The 14,256-nt window shown below is 76.1% G+C and carries 10 protein-coding genes; 4 read left to right on the top strand and 6 right to left on the bottom strand.

From position 1 onward, the window contains the following. Nucleotides 1-467: 467 nt before the first annotated feature. Nucleotides 468-2,126 (bottom strand): cyclic nucleotide-binding domain-containing protein, encoded by a 1,659-nt coding sequence (locus tag N555_RS0114200; RefSeq protein WP_156036361.1) that lies wholly within the window; start codon nucleotides 2,124-2,126, stop codon nucleotides 468-470. A 197-nt stretch (nucleotides 2,127-2,323) separates the two neighbouring features. On the opposite strand from N555_RS0114200, the gene N555_RS0114195 reads away from it, so the two are divergent. From N555_RS0114195 to N555_RS0114180, 4 genes are read left to right on the top strand one after another with little or no spacing between them, the layout of a single operon-like run. Further along, nucleotides 2,324-3,337 carry a cyclic nucleotide-binding domain-containing protein gene (locus N555_RS0114195; protein WP_029432156.1) on the top strand — a complete coding sequence of 338 codons (1,014 nt, stop codon included), beginning with the start codon at nucleotides 2,324-2,326 and terminating at the stop codon, nucleotides 3,335-3,337. After that, entirely contained in the window at nucleotides 3,334-4,188 is an 855-nt protein-coding gene (locus tag N555_RS0114190; protein WP_051684067.1) for an MBL fold metallo-hydrolase, read from the top strand. The genes N555_RS0114195 and N555_RS0114190 overlap by 4 nt, the downstream gene beginning before the upstream one ends. A gap of 10 nt (nucleotides 4,189-4,198) precedes the next feature. Beyond that, entirely contained in the window at nucleotides 4,199-4,897 is a 699-nt protein-coding gene (locus tag N555_RS0114185; RefSeq protein WP_034510455.1) for a response regulator transcription factor, read from the top strand. Between the two features lie 49 nt (nucleotides 4,898-4,946). Further along, nucleotides 4,947-5,357, top strand: a complete 411-nt coding sequence (locus N555_RS0114180) for a response regulator (protein WP_051684066.1) — start codon at nucleotides 4,947-4,949, stop codon at nucleotides 5,355-5,357. On the opposite strand, the gene N555_RS27955 is transcribed toward N555_RS0114180, so the two are convergent. Genes N555_RS27955 through N555_RS0114155 form a run of 5 tightly spaced genes read right to left on the bottom strand, consistent with a single transcriptional unit; the run spans nucleotide 5,249 to nucleotide 14,244 of the window. After that, a complete protein-coding gene (locus N555_RS27955) occupies nucleotides 5,249-7,279 on the bottom strand; it encodes a sensor histidine kinase (protein WP_051684065.1) in 2,031 nt (676 codons plus the stop codon). The genes N555_RS0114180 and N555_RS27955 overlap by 109 nt on opposite strands. A 2-nt stretch (nucleotides 7,280-7,281) precedes the next feature. After that, nucleotides 7,282-9,729 (bottom strand): ABC transporter permease, encoded by a 2,448-nt coding sequence (locus N555_RS0114170; protein ID WP_156036360.1) that lies wholly within the window; start codon nucleotides 9,727-9,729, stop codon nucleotides 7,282-7,284. Next, nucleotides 9,726-12,155: an ABC transporter permease gene (locus tag N555_RS0114165; protein ID WP_029432150.1), complete on the bottom strand. Its 2,430-nt coding sequence runs from the start codon at nucleotides 12,153-12,155 to the stop codon at nucleotides 9,726-9,728. The genes N555_RS0114170 and N555_RS0114165 overlap by 4 nt, the downstream gene beginning before the upstream one ends. Continuing rightward, the gene (locus tag N555_RS0114160) at nucleotides 12,155-12,898 is read right to left on the bottom strand and encodes an ABC transporter ATP-binding protein (protein ID WP_197029019.1); all 744 of its coding nucleotides are present in this window, start codon (nucleotides 12,896-12,898) and stop codon (nucleotides 12,155-12,157) included. The genes N555_RS0114165 and N555_RS0114160 overlap by 1 nt, the downstream gene beginning before the upstream one ends. Further along, a complete protein-coding gene (locus N555_RS0114155; RefSeq protein ID WP_051684064.1) occupies nucleotides 12,895-14,244 on the bottom strand; it encodes an adenylate/guanylate cyclase domain-containing protein in 1,350 nt (449 codons plus the stop codon). The genes N555_RS0114160 and N555_RS0114155 overlap by 4 nt, the downstream gene beginning before the upstream one ends. Between the last annotated feature and the right edge of the window lie 12 nt (nucleotides 14,245-14,256).

The following is a 14,256-nucleotide window of genomic DNA, read 5'->3' as shown; positions in this document are numbered from 1 at the left end:
AGCTCACCGGCTTGCTGATCGACCAGTCGATCAGCGCTCCCTCAGCGAGGGAGGCGGTACCGGTCATCCGCGACATGGACCGAACATACGTTCGACCACTGACAGTTTTCGGCGCTGGGGACGACCGTCCTGTCCTCGAGGAACGGCCTTGCCCAGTTTCCGAGGAATGGCGTTGCGCATGCCTGGCACGCGGGCCGTACGCCACTTTCTGGCAGGAGCGGTGCTCCCTAGCGTCGGTCCATGACGCGGAAGCGGCTCCGGTGCTGGTTCGGTTTCCACTCCTATGTCCGGCGACACCCGGACGGCGAGGGGCCCCCGAGTCCGGACGACAAGATCTGCCGGCGCTGCGGGAAGCGCACCGGCGCCCCGTTCGGGAAGGCGCCGTGGGCCTTCCCCGGGTGACGACCACGGACATCGCAGGCTCGCCGGCGCTCGGGCTCCAGTCGGCTCACCGCGGTGGCCCCCGGTCAGCGGCTCGCGGGACCAGGCGCGGACTCGGCTCCCACCCGCCGCCGGTCGGACTCCAGCCGGCGGTCCGAGACGGCGGCCGCGACCCGCGCCGCAGGCGGGTGGGCCGTGACCGCCGCGAGGAAGGCGTCCCGCCCGAGAGCCAGCACGACGGTGGGCACGTCCGCCGTCACGGTCGCCGTCCTCGGCAGGTCGCGCAGCAGCGCGATCTCGCCCAGCCCGTCGCCGCGGCACATCGCCCCCGCAGGCGCCCCGCCGACCGTGACCGCGAGCCGGCCGTCGACGACGGCGTAGAAGTGGTCTCCCTCCTCGCCCTCACGCACCAGCACCGCGCCCGCCGCCAGGTCGACCCGATCCGCCGACCTCGCCAGCCCCTCGACGGCCGGTGCGGGCAGCGTCGCGAACACCGGAAGCGACCGCAGCAGCGCGATGTCGACGACCGGCACGTCGGCGGCCGCGTCCAGGCGCAGCAGCAACCGCCCGCCGCACAGTGCGACGACCGGCAGGACGGCGGCCGTCACCAGCAGGGCCAACGCCGGCCCGCCCGCCTCGACCAGCACGGGCACCGCGGCCGCGCCCACCGCCAGCCCCGCCATCGCCAGACCCTCCACCGCGCCGAACACCCGGCCGACCACGTCGGCGGGGACGGCGCGCTGCAACAGGGACCGGGTGGCGACCGAGAACACCACGTGGCCGCCCCCGACCGCCGCCATCAGCACCAGGGTCACCGCCGCGGCCGACGCCGGTGCGGCCAGCGCCAGGGCGAGCCCGATCACCGCCACCGAGCCGAGGACCACCGGTGCCAGCCGGCGGCGGCCCAGCAGCGCGATCCCGGCCATCCCGGCGACCACCCCGCCTGCCGCGTACGCCGTGTTCAGCCAGCCCACCCAGTCGTCGCCGCGGCCCAGGACGTCGACGGCGAGCACCACGAACAGCAGGTCCAGCGCGCCGATGAGCACCCACTGCGCGGTCAGCAGCGCCCCCAGCAGCCGGGGCGCCGGCTGCCGGGCCAGGACCGCCACCCCGGCGAGGGTGGCCCGGAGCCCGCCGGGGCCGACGTCCACCGGGACGGCCGACGCCGGCACCAACGCGGCGAGGACGACGGAGGCGACCCCCGCGACGGCGGCCCCCGCGAACACCGCCTCAGGCGCGGCCACCGCCAGCAGGATGCCCGTGGCCACGCTCGCCGCCACCGCGCCGGCGCTCTCCAGCCAGCCGATCGCCGCGTTCACCGACGTCAGCTCGGCCGCGCTGCGCACCAGCCCCGGCAGCAGCACCGTCTGCGCCGGCCGGGTCGTGGCCACCGCGGTCGAGGCCAGGACCGCTCCGGCGTAGGCGACCGGAGCCGCGTCCAGCGCCATCGCGACGGCGGCCGCCAGCATCCCGGCGACCTGAACCGCGTACCCGCCGACCAGCACGCGCCGGGCCGAGAACCGGTCGGCGAGGGCCGCGACCAGCGGCGCGGCCACCGCCGCCGGCACCAGCTGCGCCACGGCGACCGCCCCGGTCAGCGGCGCACCGCCCCGGGCGTAGGCGTAGACGAGCATCGCGATCCAGACCGCGTTCTCCGTGGCCGTGAACACCCCGTACGCCCCGAGCAGTCGCGCCAGCCCCCGGTTCCCGGCGATCTCCCCCGCCGCCCGCAGCACCGCTCTCACCAGGAGTCCCCCCCGCACACATCCGCCCGACCACGTCCCCGCCGACGCTGCCGGAGCCGACGCCCGCGCACATCGGGGCCAGCACCCGCTCCGGGGTGGGGCAGGCCCCGAGCGGGTCCGGGGGTCTGCACGCCTGTCCGCCGGGCGCACGGCCGCGACGCTGGACGCGAACCCAGCGGAACGTCAGGAGGCACGTCATGCGGCGGTCGGCGTCGGTCACCTCGGTCTCGTGGATCCCCTCGGAGGCGGTGGCCGGGCCCATGCGCCTCGGCTTCACCCTCGGGGTCGGCCACTACGACGACCCGCCGGAGCCCGTCCTGGGCGACCTGCTCGCCTGGCGGGACGCCGACCGGTTCCGCTTCGCCAACCACCTGGCCGCCGAGATCGAGGTGGACGACGACGGCCGGGTCACCGCGGCGCGCTACTGCGGTGGCGGGCTGATCGGGTCGACCACCCTGCGGCTGGGCCGGTCGGTGACCTTCGCCGCCGTCCGCCACCCCGACCTGCAGGCCGCGCCCGAGATCGGCGACGGCTGGGCCCGCTTCCGGCAGACCGTCGGCGGACGCACCGGCGTCCCGATGCCCCGCACCGTCCGCCGCCCGCCCTACGCGCAGCTCACCGCGCCGACGGTCTGGACGACGCTGGAACTGACCGTGCACGCCGACGGCCGCTCCGAGGCCCGGATGACGGGCGCCAGCCCGTTCCCGCGGCACTGGGTCTACGACGACGGCGGCGCGCTGACCGCCAAGAGCGGACTGTCCGACTACGCCGCCTGGTCGCGCGAGTGCTTCGGCGACGCCAGCCCGTGGGGGGACGCCGACAGCCCGGCGCTGGTCACCGCCGTCGAGACCGCCCTGGAGCGGACCCTGTCGACGACGATCATGCGCGGCGGCGCCCGGCCGCGGATCACCTCGCTGGCCGCCGGCGAGGCGCTCGTCCGGCAGGGCGAGACCGGCAGCGAGCTGTTCCTGCTGCTGGACGGCGTGGTGCAGGTCGTCGTCGACGGCGAGGTGGTCGCCGAGCTCGGCCCCGGCGCCGTGGGCGGCGAGCGGGCACTGGTCGAGGCGGGCGCCCGCACGGCCACGCTCGTGGGGCTGACCCGCGCCCGGATCGCCGTCGTCCCGGGCGACCAGGTGGAGCCCGCCGCGCTGCGCGAGCTGGCCGACGGGCACCGGCGGGAGGAGCTGGTCTCCCCGCGCCCGACCGCGTGAGGATCGACCTCTGCGGGGTCCGCGGATCGGCGCCGGCGCCGGGCCCGGAGTTCGTCCGCTACGGCGGCAACACCTCCTGCGTGGCGATCGGCCCCGACGGCGGCGACCCCACCCTGCTGCTGGACGCCGGCTCCGGGCTGTCGGGGGTCGGTGCCCTGCTCGGCGGCCGGCGGTTCCGCGGCACCCTCCTGCTGGGGCACCTGCACTGGGACCACACCCACGGGCTGCCCTTCGCACCCGCACTCGACCGCGACGACGCCGTCGTCTCGCTGCTGCTGCCCGCCCAGGGCGGCGGATCGGCCGAGCAGCTGCTGGCGCGGGCGATGTCCCCGCCGTCGTTCCCGATCACCCCCGGGGAGCTGCGCGGCCGCTGGTCGTTCGGCTGCCTGGAGACCGGCCGGCACGAGATCGAGGGGTTCGCCGTGCTCGCGCGGGAGATCCCGCACAAGGGCGGCCGCACCTTCGGCTACCGGGTGGACGACGGCCGGGCCGCCCTCGCCTACCTGTCCGACCACTCCCCCACCTCGCTCGGTCCCGGGCCGGACGGCCTCGGCGCCCGCCACGACGCGGCCCTCGAGCTGGCCGACGGGGTCGACGTCCTGGTGCACGACGCGCAGTACACGGCTGCGGAGTTCGCCGACCGCCGCTCCTTCGGGCACTCCTCGATCGACTACGCGGTGGCCCTCGCCGTGGAGGCCGGAGCGCGGTCCCTCGTGCTGTTCCACCACGACCCGCGGCGCACCGACGACGAGCTCGACGCGCTCGCCTGCGGGCTGCGGGACGCGCCGCTCCCGGTCACCGTCGGGCGCGAGGGCGACCGGCTGACCCTCCCGCGGCCCCCGACCCCCTAGGCTCCCGCGCATGCCGCTGCGGGTCGTCGTCGCAGAGGACTCCCTGCTGGTCCGCGAGGGCATCGTCGAGCTCCTGCGCCGCCAGGAGGACCTCGACGTCGTCGCCGCCTGCGCCGACCTCCCCGAGCTGCTGGCCGCCGTCGAGCGGGAGCAGCCCGACGTCGTCGTCACCGACGTGCGGATGCCGCCGGGGCACGACGACGAGGGCATCCAGGCGGCCACCCGGCTGCGGAGCAGCTCCCCGCGCGTCGGCGTCGTCGTCCTCTCCCAGTACGTCGACCCCGGCTACGCGACCGCCCTGCTGGCCGCCGGCAGCGCCGGGCGCGCCTACCTGCTCAAGGAGCGGATCAGCCAGCCGGGCCAGCTCGCCGACGCCGTCCGCACCGTGGCCGCGCGCGGCTCGGTCGTGGACCCGGCGGTGGTCGACGTGCTGGTGGCGGCCTCTGCGCGGCAGCGGCGCTCCCCCGTCGCGTCCCTGTCGCCGCGGGAGCGCGAGGTGCTCGACCAGGTGGCCCAGGGCAAGAGCAACGCCGCGATCGCCGAGGCGCTGTTCCTCAGCGAGCGGGCCGTGGAGAAGCACATCAACGCGCTGTTCACCAAGCTCGACCTCGGGCTGGCCCCGGACGTGAACCGGCGGGTCAAGGCGGTGCTGCTCTACCTGTCCGACCCGGCCGGCGCCGCTCAGGGGGGCCAGCACGACCCCCGGTGAGGGGGAGGCCCCCCTCGTCCCCGGCTCGGGCAGCGGGGACGCTGGGAGCGTGTCCACCCGCGTGCTCGTCGTCGACGACCAGCCGCCGTTCCGGTCCGCCGCGCGGACGCTGATCGGTCTGCTGCGGGACTGGACGGTGGTCGCGGAGGCCGAGACCGGGGAGGACGCCGTCCGGCTGGCCGCGGAGCTGCGGCCCGACGTCGTCCTGATGGACATCAACCTGCCCGGCCGCAACGGCATCGAGTCCACTCGCGAGCTGCTCGCGGTGCACCCGGGCGCGGCCGTGGTGCTGACCTCGACCTACGCCGCCGACGACCTGCCGTCGGGGGCGCAGACCTGCGGCGCGATCGGCTACCTGCGCAAGGAGGAGCTGACCCCGAGGGTGCTGCGCGAGCTGGTCTCCGCCGGCTCGGCCGGCGCGGCCGGCAGCGGGACGACGCCGCGCACCGACGTCCCCTGACCGGGGGCCGACTCCACCCGCAGCGTCCCGCCCAGGGCACCCACCCGGTCGGCCATGTTGGCGAAGCCGTGACCGGTGTCCGGGCCCGCGTCGAACCCGGCGCCGTCGTCGCGGACCTCGAAGAGCAGCCCGCCCTCGCCGCGCTCGACGACGACCTCGAGCTGCGCGCCGGCGCCGGCGTGCTTGGCCGCGTTCTGCATCGCCTCCAGGCAGCAGAAGTAGGCCGCCGCCTCGATCTCGGCCGGCAACCGCCCCGGCAGGTCGTCGCGGACCCGGCAGCCGAGCGGCGAGCGCAGCCCTGCGGCCCGCAGGGCCTCGCCCAGCCCCCGCTCGCGCAGCAGCGGCGGGTAGATGCCGTGGGCGAGGCTACGCAGCTCGGCGATGGTGGCCGAGACGTCGGCGCGCAGGTCGGTGAGCAGCCCGCGCAGCGCGTCGGGGTCGTCGTCGACCAGCTCCGCCGCGACGCCGAGCTTCACGGCCAGCGCGACGAGGTGCTGCTGGGCGCCGTCGTGCAGGTTGCGCTCGATGGCCCGGCGCGACTCGTCGGCGGCGGTCACGATGCGCAGCCGGGAGGCCTGCAGCTCGGCGTTGCGACGTTCCAGCTCGACCAGCGACGCCTGCAGCGCCGAGTCCAGGCCGACGTTGTGCAGCGCGAGGCCGAGCTGGCGGCCGAGGTCGACGAGCAGCTGCTCGGTGTCCTCGGGGAACGCCTCACCTCGCACCACCAGCAGACCGCGCAGGACGCCCTGGTGGGCCAGCGGCACGATCCGCAGGTCGGCCGGACCCGACTCGTCCTGGGAACCGGCGACCGGCAGGGGTCCACCGATCTCGGGCAGCCACACCGCCGTCCACGCACGCCCGCCGATGCGTGCGGCGGTCACGACCCGCAGCGTCTCGGGGTCCAGGTGCATCGGCTGCGCGGGCCGGTGCGGCACCGCGACGGTCCGCGTGAGGGCGCCGTCGTCGCCCACCCAGACCTCCGCGCCGGCCGGCGCGACCGTGGCCTGGAGCGACTCGGCCAGCTGGAGGAGCAGCTCGTCCATCGGGATGGCGCGGGACATGCGCGCACCGAACCCGGTGAGCACGCGCTCCGGCCCCTCCACCCGGCCGCCGACCAGCGCGGTGCCCAGCGCCAGCAGGCGGTGGCGGGTGGGCACGACGAGCACGGCCAGAACGACCGCGGCCAGCAGGCTCAGCCCGAGCAGCGACCGCTCCTCGTCCTCGGGGAAGCGGCCCAGCCCGACGACCACGACCAGGTAGACCGCGCCGGCCAGCAGCGCCGTCCCGGCGGCCGCCACCGACTCGACGAGCAGCCGGGCGGCGCCGTGCCGGGCCTGCGCCGACACCTCGCCGGCGGCCGTCGCCAGCGGGAGGAGGACGAGGGCACCGACGATCCACGGCCCCGGGGCGGCGGGCACCGAGACCAGCACCGAGAGCGCGGCGATGCCGCCGGAGAAGGCGGTGGAAAGCGCCGCGGCCGCGCAGACCAGCTGGATGCGGGCCCGGTCGTCGGCCCCCGCGCGGACACACCGGGCGGCCAGCGCGCCTCCCGCACCGACGGCGACCGCGAGCCAGCCCAGCAGGACGGCCCAGCCGGGCGGCGCCGGGGAGTCCGACGCGACGAGCACGACGACCGCGGCCGCCCCGACCGCTGCTCCGGCGGCCGCCGCGGCCCGGCGCCCCGGCGAGCCGAGGTCGGCCTGCGGCAGCGCGAGCCCGAGGGCGAACCACACGCTCGCGGTCCCCGGCACGAGGACCGGCCACGCGTAGGCCGCGGCCGTCGCCGCGGCGACCCCGGCCGACCACCGTGCGGTCCGTGGTGACCCGGCCCGCGCCGTGGCGACCGCCGCCACACCCCAGCCGAGGACGACGACCAGCGTGGCCACCCCCGCGGCGTCGAACCACTCCGCGCGCACCGTCATGGTCACTCCGCCCTCAGCACGGTGCCGACGCGCAGCCGGGCAGCGGTGCGCCCCGGCCAGGCGGCCAGCAGGTTGGCGATCAGCAGCGCGGCCGGACCGATGAGTGCCAGCGCGACCAGCGCGAACGGCGGCACGTACTGCAGCGGCGTGTAGTCCGCGACCACCTGCCAGAGCACCCGCCCGAGCGCGAGCCCCAGCGGCACGCCGATCACCAGCCCGACTCCCGCGAGCACGGTGGCCTGCACGACCACCACCCTCCGGGACTGCCGGCGTGTCATGCCCAGCGTGCGCAGCACCGCGATGTCGTGCCGTCGCCGGCGGACCGCCGTGGCCAGCGCGTGCCCGACGGCCCCGATCGCCAGGAGCGCGAGGAAGCCGGCGAGGAAGACCGGCAGCGCCCTCACCTGGCCGATGTCCTCGATCTGATGAGGAGGCTCCGGGAGACCGAGGACGGGTGCGACGCCCTCGTCGGCAGCGGCCTGGCCCAGCCGCGCCAGCACCGCGGCCGTGTCCGACCCCGGTCGCAGGGCGACGAACAGGAAGTGGAACGTGAAGCCCTCGAAGAGGGTGTCGTACCCGGCGGCGGTCACCCAGCCGGCGTCGGCGTAGCCGTTGTGCGGCCCCTCGGGCGTGAAGCCGATGCCCACGAGCGTCAGCGGCCGGGAGCCCGACGTGCCGTCGACCTGCACCGGACCGCCGACCGTGACGTCCAGGCGGTCGGCCGTCTCCGGTCCGAGCACGACCTCGTCGGCGGCCTCGGGCGGTCGGCCGGCCGACAGCACCATGTCCACCGGCGGTCCCCCCGCGCCGTCGTAGGTGTAGAGCGTCGTCTGCGCTCCGCCGACACCCGCCACCGCGCTGCGAGCGTCGTCGACGGCGGTGACCGCCGGATCCGCCCGCAGGACCTGGAGCAACCCGTCCGGGTCGGTGAACTCCCGGTCGTCGGACCCCAGGAAGCCCTGCAGGGCGAAGGTCTGCCCGAAACGCGCCGGGTTGCCCGCCGCATCGGCGACGCCGCTGCCGAAGGTGAAGGCGGCGACGACGCCCGTGATCCCGACGACCGAGCCGATCAGTGCCGGGCGCACGGGGACCGCGCTGCGTCCCCGTCCCGGCTCGAGCGCGAAGCGGGCGCCGACCACGACGGGGACCGGCCAGCCGAGCCGCGCGGCGAGTGCGGCCAGCGAGGAACGACGGGGCGGGACGGTCTCGCGCGCCGCGCGGCGCGCCACCAGGGCCGAGCCGGCGGCGCCCGCCACCACCAGCACCGGGATCAGCACCCATCCCCCGCCGAGCACCAGCCGGTCCACGGCCACGCCCGGGTCCGGCTCGACCAGCGCGGCGGAGCCGAGGGGAAACCACCGCGACGCCCCGACGGCCAGCAGCACGGCGAGCGACGCGCCGGCGACCGCGGCGATGACCGGACCCGCGACGGCGGCCTGCAGGCTCTGCGTCCGGGTCATGCCGACCGCCCCGAGGGTGCGCATCTCGGTCAGGGCCGAGGCCGTGTACCGGGCGACGGACGAACCGACGAGGACGAGGGCGGCCAGCAGCGCGGCGAGGGCGAACGCGCCGAGGCTGCCGGCCTCGAAGGAGTTCCGGCGCTGGTCGGCGGCCTGGCGGTCGGCCCAGTCCAGGACCTCGATGTCGGTGCGCCCGGTCAGCGCCGCCAGGGCCTCCTGGAACTCCGGTGTCCCGGCCGCGCCGGCGCGCAGCCGTACCAGCGCGTTGACGGAGGCCGTGCCCGAGGCTCCCAGGAGGTTGGCCGGATACGTCTGGACCACCTGCGGCGAGGGGAAGAATGAACCCCGGGCACCGGCGGCATCGGCGTACCAGAGCGAACGCACCACGCCGACGATCGTGATCGGGAACCGGGGCCCCGCCAGCTCGTCGACGTCGTCGACCACCTCGCCGTCGAGCACCCCGTCCATCTGCTCGGGGGACGCGAGCGCAGCGGTCACCGTGTCGCCGACCCCGAGTCCGGTGTCGGCGACGAACCGGCTGGAGACGACGGCCTCGTCGATCCGGTCGGGGTCGAACATGCGGCCCTCGAGGACGACGGGCCTCTCGACGGTCCGCATCACGTCGTCGTCGGCACCGGGGAGGAACACCCCGGTGTCCCCGATCGGGTCAGCGCCGGCGCGGACGGTCTCCTCCAGGGCGAAACCCGACACGGCGAAGGTGGAGAGCGCGGCGACCTGCGGCATCGCGCGCACCGCGTCCCAGTCGAATCCCGGTTCGTTGGGCAGGACGGCCACATCGAGCGGGAGGGTCCGGGCCCCCATCCGGGAGATCGCGGAGTCCGCTCGACGTGCGCCCGCGGTCGTGGCCAGCACCGTCGCGCCACTGAAGGCGACGAGCAGCGACAGGACCAGCAGCGACCGGCGGCGGCGCCGCAGATCCAGTCGCAGCCAGACCGACACCGCGCCCATCTCGCCGCCCACGGTGGTCACTCCGCCCGGAGTACGGCGCCGATGCGCAGGCGGGCGGCGGCGCGACCGGGCCAGGCCGCCAGCAGGTTGGCCACCAGGAGCGCGGCCGGGCCGATGACCGCCAGCGCGAGCAGCGCGATCGGCGGCGAGTACTGCAGCGGCGTGTAGTCGGCCACGACCTGCCACAGGACCCGGCCGAGCGCCACGCCCAGCGGCACCCCGAGCGCCAGGCCGACCAGGGCCAGGACCGTCGCCTGCACGACGACCACCCACCGCGACTGGCGGCGGGTCATGCCCAGCGCCCGCAGCACCGCGATGTCGTGCCGGCGGCGGCGGACCGCGGTGGCCAGCGCGTGCCCGATGGCACCCATGGCCAGGAGGGCGAGGAAGCCGGCGAGGAAGCGCGGCAGCGCGGTGACCTGGCCGATGTCGGCGACCTGCTGCGGCGTGAACGGCGGACCGAACACCGGACCGATGCCGGCGTCGGTGGCCGCCTGGTTGAGCGTCCCGATCGCCGCGGCGTCGTCGGGGCCGGCATCGGTGGCGACGTACAGGAAGGAGAACTTGAAGCGGTCGGCGAACAGCGACGTGTAGCCGTTGCCGGACACCCACCCGCCGTTGGAGTAGGAGTTGTGCGGCCCCTCGGGGGTGAAGCCGATGCCGACCAGGGTGAGCTCGCGGGCACCTTCGGTGCCCACCACCTCGATCCGGTCGCCCACGCCGATGCCGAGTGTGTCGACGACGTCGGGGCCGAGGACGATCTCCGTGGCGGCCTCCGGGGGCCGCCCGTCGGACAGGACCATGTCGACCGGCGGGCCACCGGCGCCGTCGTAGCTGTAGAGGGTGGCCCGGCTGTCGCCGATGTCGGCCACCGCGCTGCGGGCGTCGACGACCCCGGTCACCGACGGGTCGGCTCGCGCCACGTCGACCAGCTGCTGCGGATCGGCCAGCTCCTCGTCGTTGAAGCCGATGAACGCCAGCGCCGAGAACGTCTGCCCGAAGCGGGCCGGGTTGCCGGCGGCCTCGGAGACCCCGCTGGCGAAGGTGAACGCCGCGACGACGCCGAGCACGCCGATGACCGACCCGATCAGCGCCGGCCGGACCGGGATGGCGCTGCGCCCGCGGCCGGGCTCCAGGGCGAACCGGGTGCCGACCACGACCGGGACGGGCCAGCCCATGCGGGCCGTCGCCGCGGCGATCGCCGAGGACCGCGGCGCGGTGCCGAGGCGCGCGGCGCGGCGCGCGACGAAGGCCGAGCCCGCGGCGCCGGCCGCCACGAGCAGCGGGACGGCCACCCAGCCGACGCCGAGCACCAGCCAGTCCGCCGACGTCCCCGGATCCGGCTCGACCAGCGCGGCCGACCCGACCGGGAACCACCGCGACGCGACGACGGCCAGGCCCACCCCGAGCGTCGTCCCGGCCACCGCCGCCAGCAGCGGCGGGCCCACCGCGGCCTGGACGCTCTGCCGGGGCGTCATGCCCACGGCCGCGAGCGTGCGCATCTCGGTGACCGCGGCCGCGGTGTAGCGGGCCACGGTCTGCCCGACGAGGAACACCGCCGCCAGCAGCGCGGCCAGCGCGAACGCGTAGAGGTTGTCGGCCTCGAAGGCGTTCCGCCGCTGCCCGTCGGCCTCCAGCTGCGGCCCGTTGAAGACCTCGATGTCGGTACGCCCGGTGAGCTCCGCCAGCGCCGCCTGGAACGCCGGGATCCCGGCCGGACCGTCGGTGAGCCGGACCAGGGCGTTGACGTACCCGGAGCCCTCGGACCCCAGGAAGCAGTCGGGGCAGGTCTGGTAGACGTGCGGCGACGGCAGGATCGAGCCCGGCGACCCGGTGGTGTCGGAGTACCAGAGCGAGCGGACGACGCCGACGATGGTGAGCGGGATCCGCGGGCCGGCCAGGGCGTCGACGTCGTCGATGTTCCCGCCCGCGGCCAGCTCCTCCGTCTGCTCCGGTGAGGGCAGCGCGCCGGTGAGGGTGTCGCCGACGCCGTAGCCGTACGAGTCGGCGAAGTTCGCGGTGACGACGACCTCGTCGCGGGCGGGGTCGAACATCCGGCCCTCGAGGACGACCGGGGCCTCCACCGTGCGCGCCGCGTCGTCGCCGAGGGTGGCGAACCCCACGGGCGAGGACTCCAGGACGTCGCCCGCGGACGGGTCCGCGATCTCGGCGATCGCGAAGTTCCCGACGACGAACTCCGACACCGCCTCGACCTCGGGCATCGCACGGACGGCGTCCCAGTCGAAGCCCGGCTGGTTGGGCAGCAGGACCAGGTCGAGCGGGAGGGTGCGGGCGGCGATCCGCTCGATCGCGGACTCACCGCGGCGCGCCCCGGCGGCCGCCGCGAACACGGTGCCGGAGGCGAACGCGATGAGCAGCGCGAGGACCAGCAGCGACCGGCGGCGGCGGCGCAGGTCCAGGCGCAGCCACATGGCCACCGCGTGCATCAGAGCGCTCCGGCGTCCGCGGTGGCTGCGGCCGGGGACTCGTCGGCCGCGGGCGGCGGTCCGTCGTCACCCTCCACGAGCCCGTCACGCATCCGCACGTGCCGGGAGGCGCCGGCGGCGACGTCGGGCGAGTGGGTGACGAGCACGATCGTCTGCCCGTCGGCGTGCAGCCGGCGGAACAGCTCGAGGATCTCCAGGCCGCCGGCGCTGTCGAGCGCCCCCGTCGGCTCGTCGGCGAGCAGCAGGGTCGGCTCGTTGACCAGTGCGCGGGCGATGGCCAGGCGCTGCCGCTGACCGCCGGACAGCAGGGCCGGGATCTGCGCCGCCCGGTCCCCGAGGCCGAGCAGGTCGAGCAGGTCGCGCGCGCGGGACTCCGCGGCCCGCCGCCGCCGGCCGCCGAGGACGGCGGGCAGCACCAGGTTGTCCAGCGCGGAGACGCCGTCGAGCAGGTTGAAGAACTGGAAGACGATGCCGATGTGGTGCCGGCGGAACGTGGCCAGCCAGTCCTCGTCACGGCCGTCGATCCGCTGGCCGGCCACCTCGATGGAGCCCTCGTCGAGGGTGTCCAGGCCGGCGACGGTGTTGAGCAGCGTCGACTTCCCGCAGCCGGAGGGGCCGGTGATCGCGACGAACTCGCCGGGGGCGACGTCGAGGTCGACGCCGCGCAGCGCGCGGACCGGGGCGAGCTCGGCGGCGAAGGTCCGCCGCGCTCCCCGCACGGAGACCGCCTGCACGCCGCTCACCGGGACCCCGTCCCGGAACCGAGACCGGCTCCCACCGGCTCGGGATCGGGGGGCAGCCGGTAGGCGACCACGGGCGTCGTCCGCCCCTTGACCAGGCACTCCCCCATGGGTTCCAGCGGCCAGTCACCGCCGGCCGCCTCCACCGTCGCCGCGCTCAGCACGGTCGTGCCGGCCGGGCGGGCGAGGTCCTGGAGGCGCTGCGCCAGGTTGACCGTGTCGCCGACCAACGTGTACTCCAACCGCTCGTCGCTGCCGAGGCACGCGGCAGCGACCTCGCCGGTGCTCAGCCCGATGCCCAGGCCGAACGGCGCCAGGTCCTGCTCGGCCCACACGCGGTCGAGGTCGCGCTGTCCCCGGTGCATCGCCCGGGCGCACCGCACGGCCCGGGCGGCGTGCCCGGGCGAGGGGTCGGGTGCTCCGAACACCGCCATCACCGCGTCTCCGACGTACTGCATGACCGTGCCTGCCTCGGAGAGGATGGCAGCGTTCATCGCGCTGCGGTGCGCGTTCAGCTGCCCCGCCAGCGCCGCCGGGTCCGAGTGCTCGGCGATCCCGGAGTAACCGCGGACGTCGGACATGAGCACGGTGACCGTCAGCCGCTCGGTGCGCTCGGCGCTGTGCGGGTCCAGCCGCAGCCGGTGCGCCAGGCCGCCGGGCAGCAGCCGGGAGAGCGTCTCGCCCTGCTCCTCCTGCCGCAGGATCGCGGTGTGCAGCATCCGCAGCCGGGCCAGCGCGTCCTCCTGGCCGGCGGTGGCGCCCCGGGCCAGCGTGAGGAACAGCGCCTCGATGGCGGAGTCGACCGCCTCGGGGGTCTGGCCCGACGCCGACGCGATCGCCTTGACCGGGCGGCCCTCGGCGACCGAGCGCAGCAACTGCTCCTCGGCGTCGGTCAGCACGCCCTCGCTGCGGGCCGGCGCCACGAGCGCGGCGACGATCTCCGGGTCCAGCATCGAGCCGCCGGTGGCCACCTCGCGGATCGCGCGGCCGAGCCGGCCGCCGTCGGCCACGTGGTCCTTGAGCAGGTAGGCGTAGCCGGCCGATCCCTCGCCGAGCAGGCTGACCGCGTACTGCGGGCTGTCGTACTGGCTGAGGACGACGACGCCCGTGCCCGGCAGCCGCTTGCGGACCTCCTTGGCGGCCTCGATGCCCTCGTCGACGAACGTCGGCGGCATCCGGATGTCGGTGACGACGACCTGCGGGGCGGTGGCCAGTGCCGTGGCGACCAGCTCGTCGTAGTCGCCGGCCACGCCGACCACCTCGACGTCCCGGTCGTAGCCCAGCAGCGCGCGCACGCCCTCGCGGACGATCAGGTTGTCGTCGGCCAGGACGACGGTGATCGGTGGCATGCGCCGATCCCA

This window comes from Blastococcus sp. URHD0036 (assembly GCF_000701365.1).
Taxonomy (GTDB): domain Bacteria; phylum Actinomycetota; class Actinomycetes; order Mycobacteriales; family Geodermatophilaceae; genus Trujillonella.
This window is presented reverse-complemented; position numbering and strand designations above follow the sequence as displayed.

Excerpts from the sequence above, each read along its gene's own strand:
- N555_RS0114195 (WP_029432156.1), top strand. The coding sequence starts at position 2,324 with ATGCGGCGGTCGGCGTCGGTCACCTCGGTCTCGTGGATCCCCTCGGAG.
- N555_RS0114185 (WP_034510455.1), top strand. The coding sequence starts at position 4,199 with ATGCCGCTGCGGGTCGTCGTCGCAGAGGACTCCCTGCTGGTCCGCGAG.
- N555_RS27955 (WP_051684065.1), bottom strand. The coding sequence starts at position 7,279 with ATGACGGTGCGCGCGGAGTGGTTCGACGCCGCGGGGGTGGCCACGCTG.
- N555_RS0114165 (WP_029432150.1), bottom strand. The coding sequence starts at position 12,155 with ATGCACGCGGTGGCCATGTGGCTGCGCCTGGACCTGCGCCGCCGCCGC.
- N555_RS0114155 (WP_051684064.1), bottom strand. The coding sequence starts at position 14,244 with ATGCCACCGATCACCGTCGTCCTGGCCGACGACAACCTGATCGTCCGC.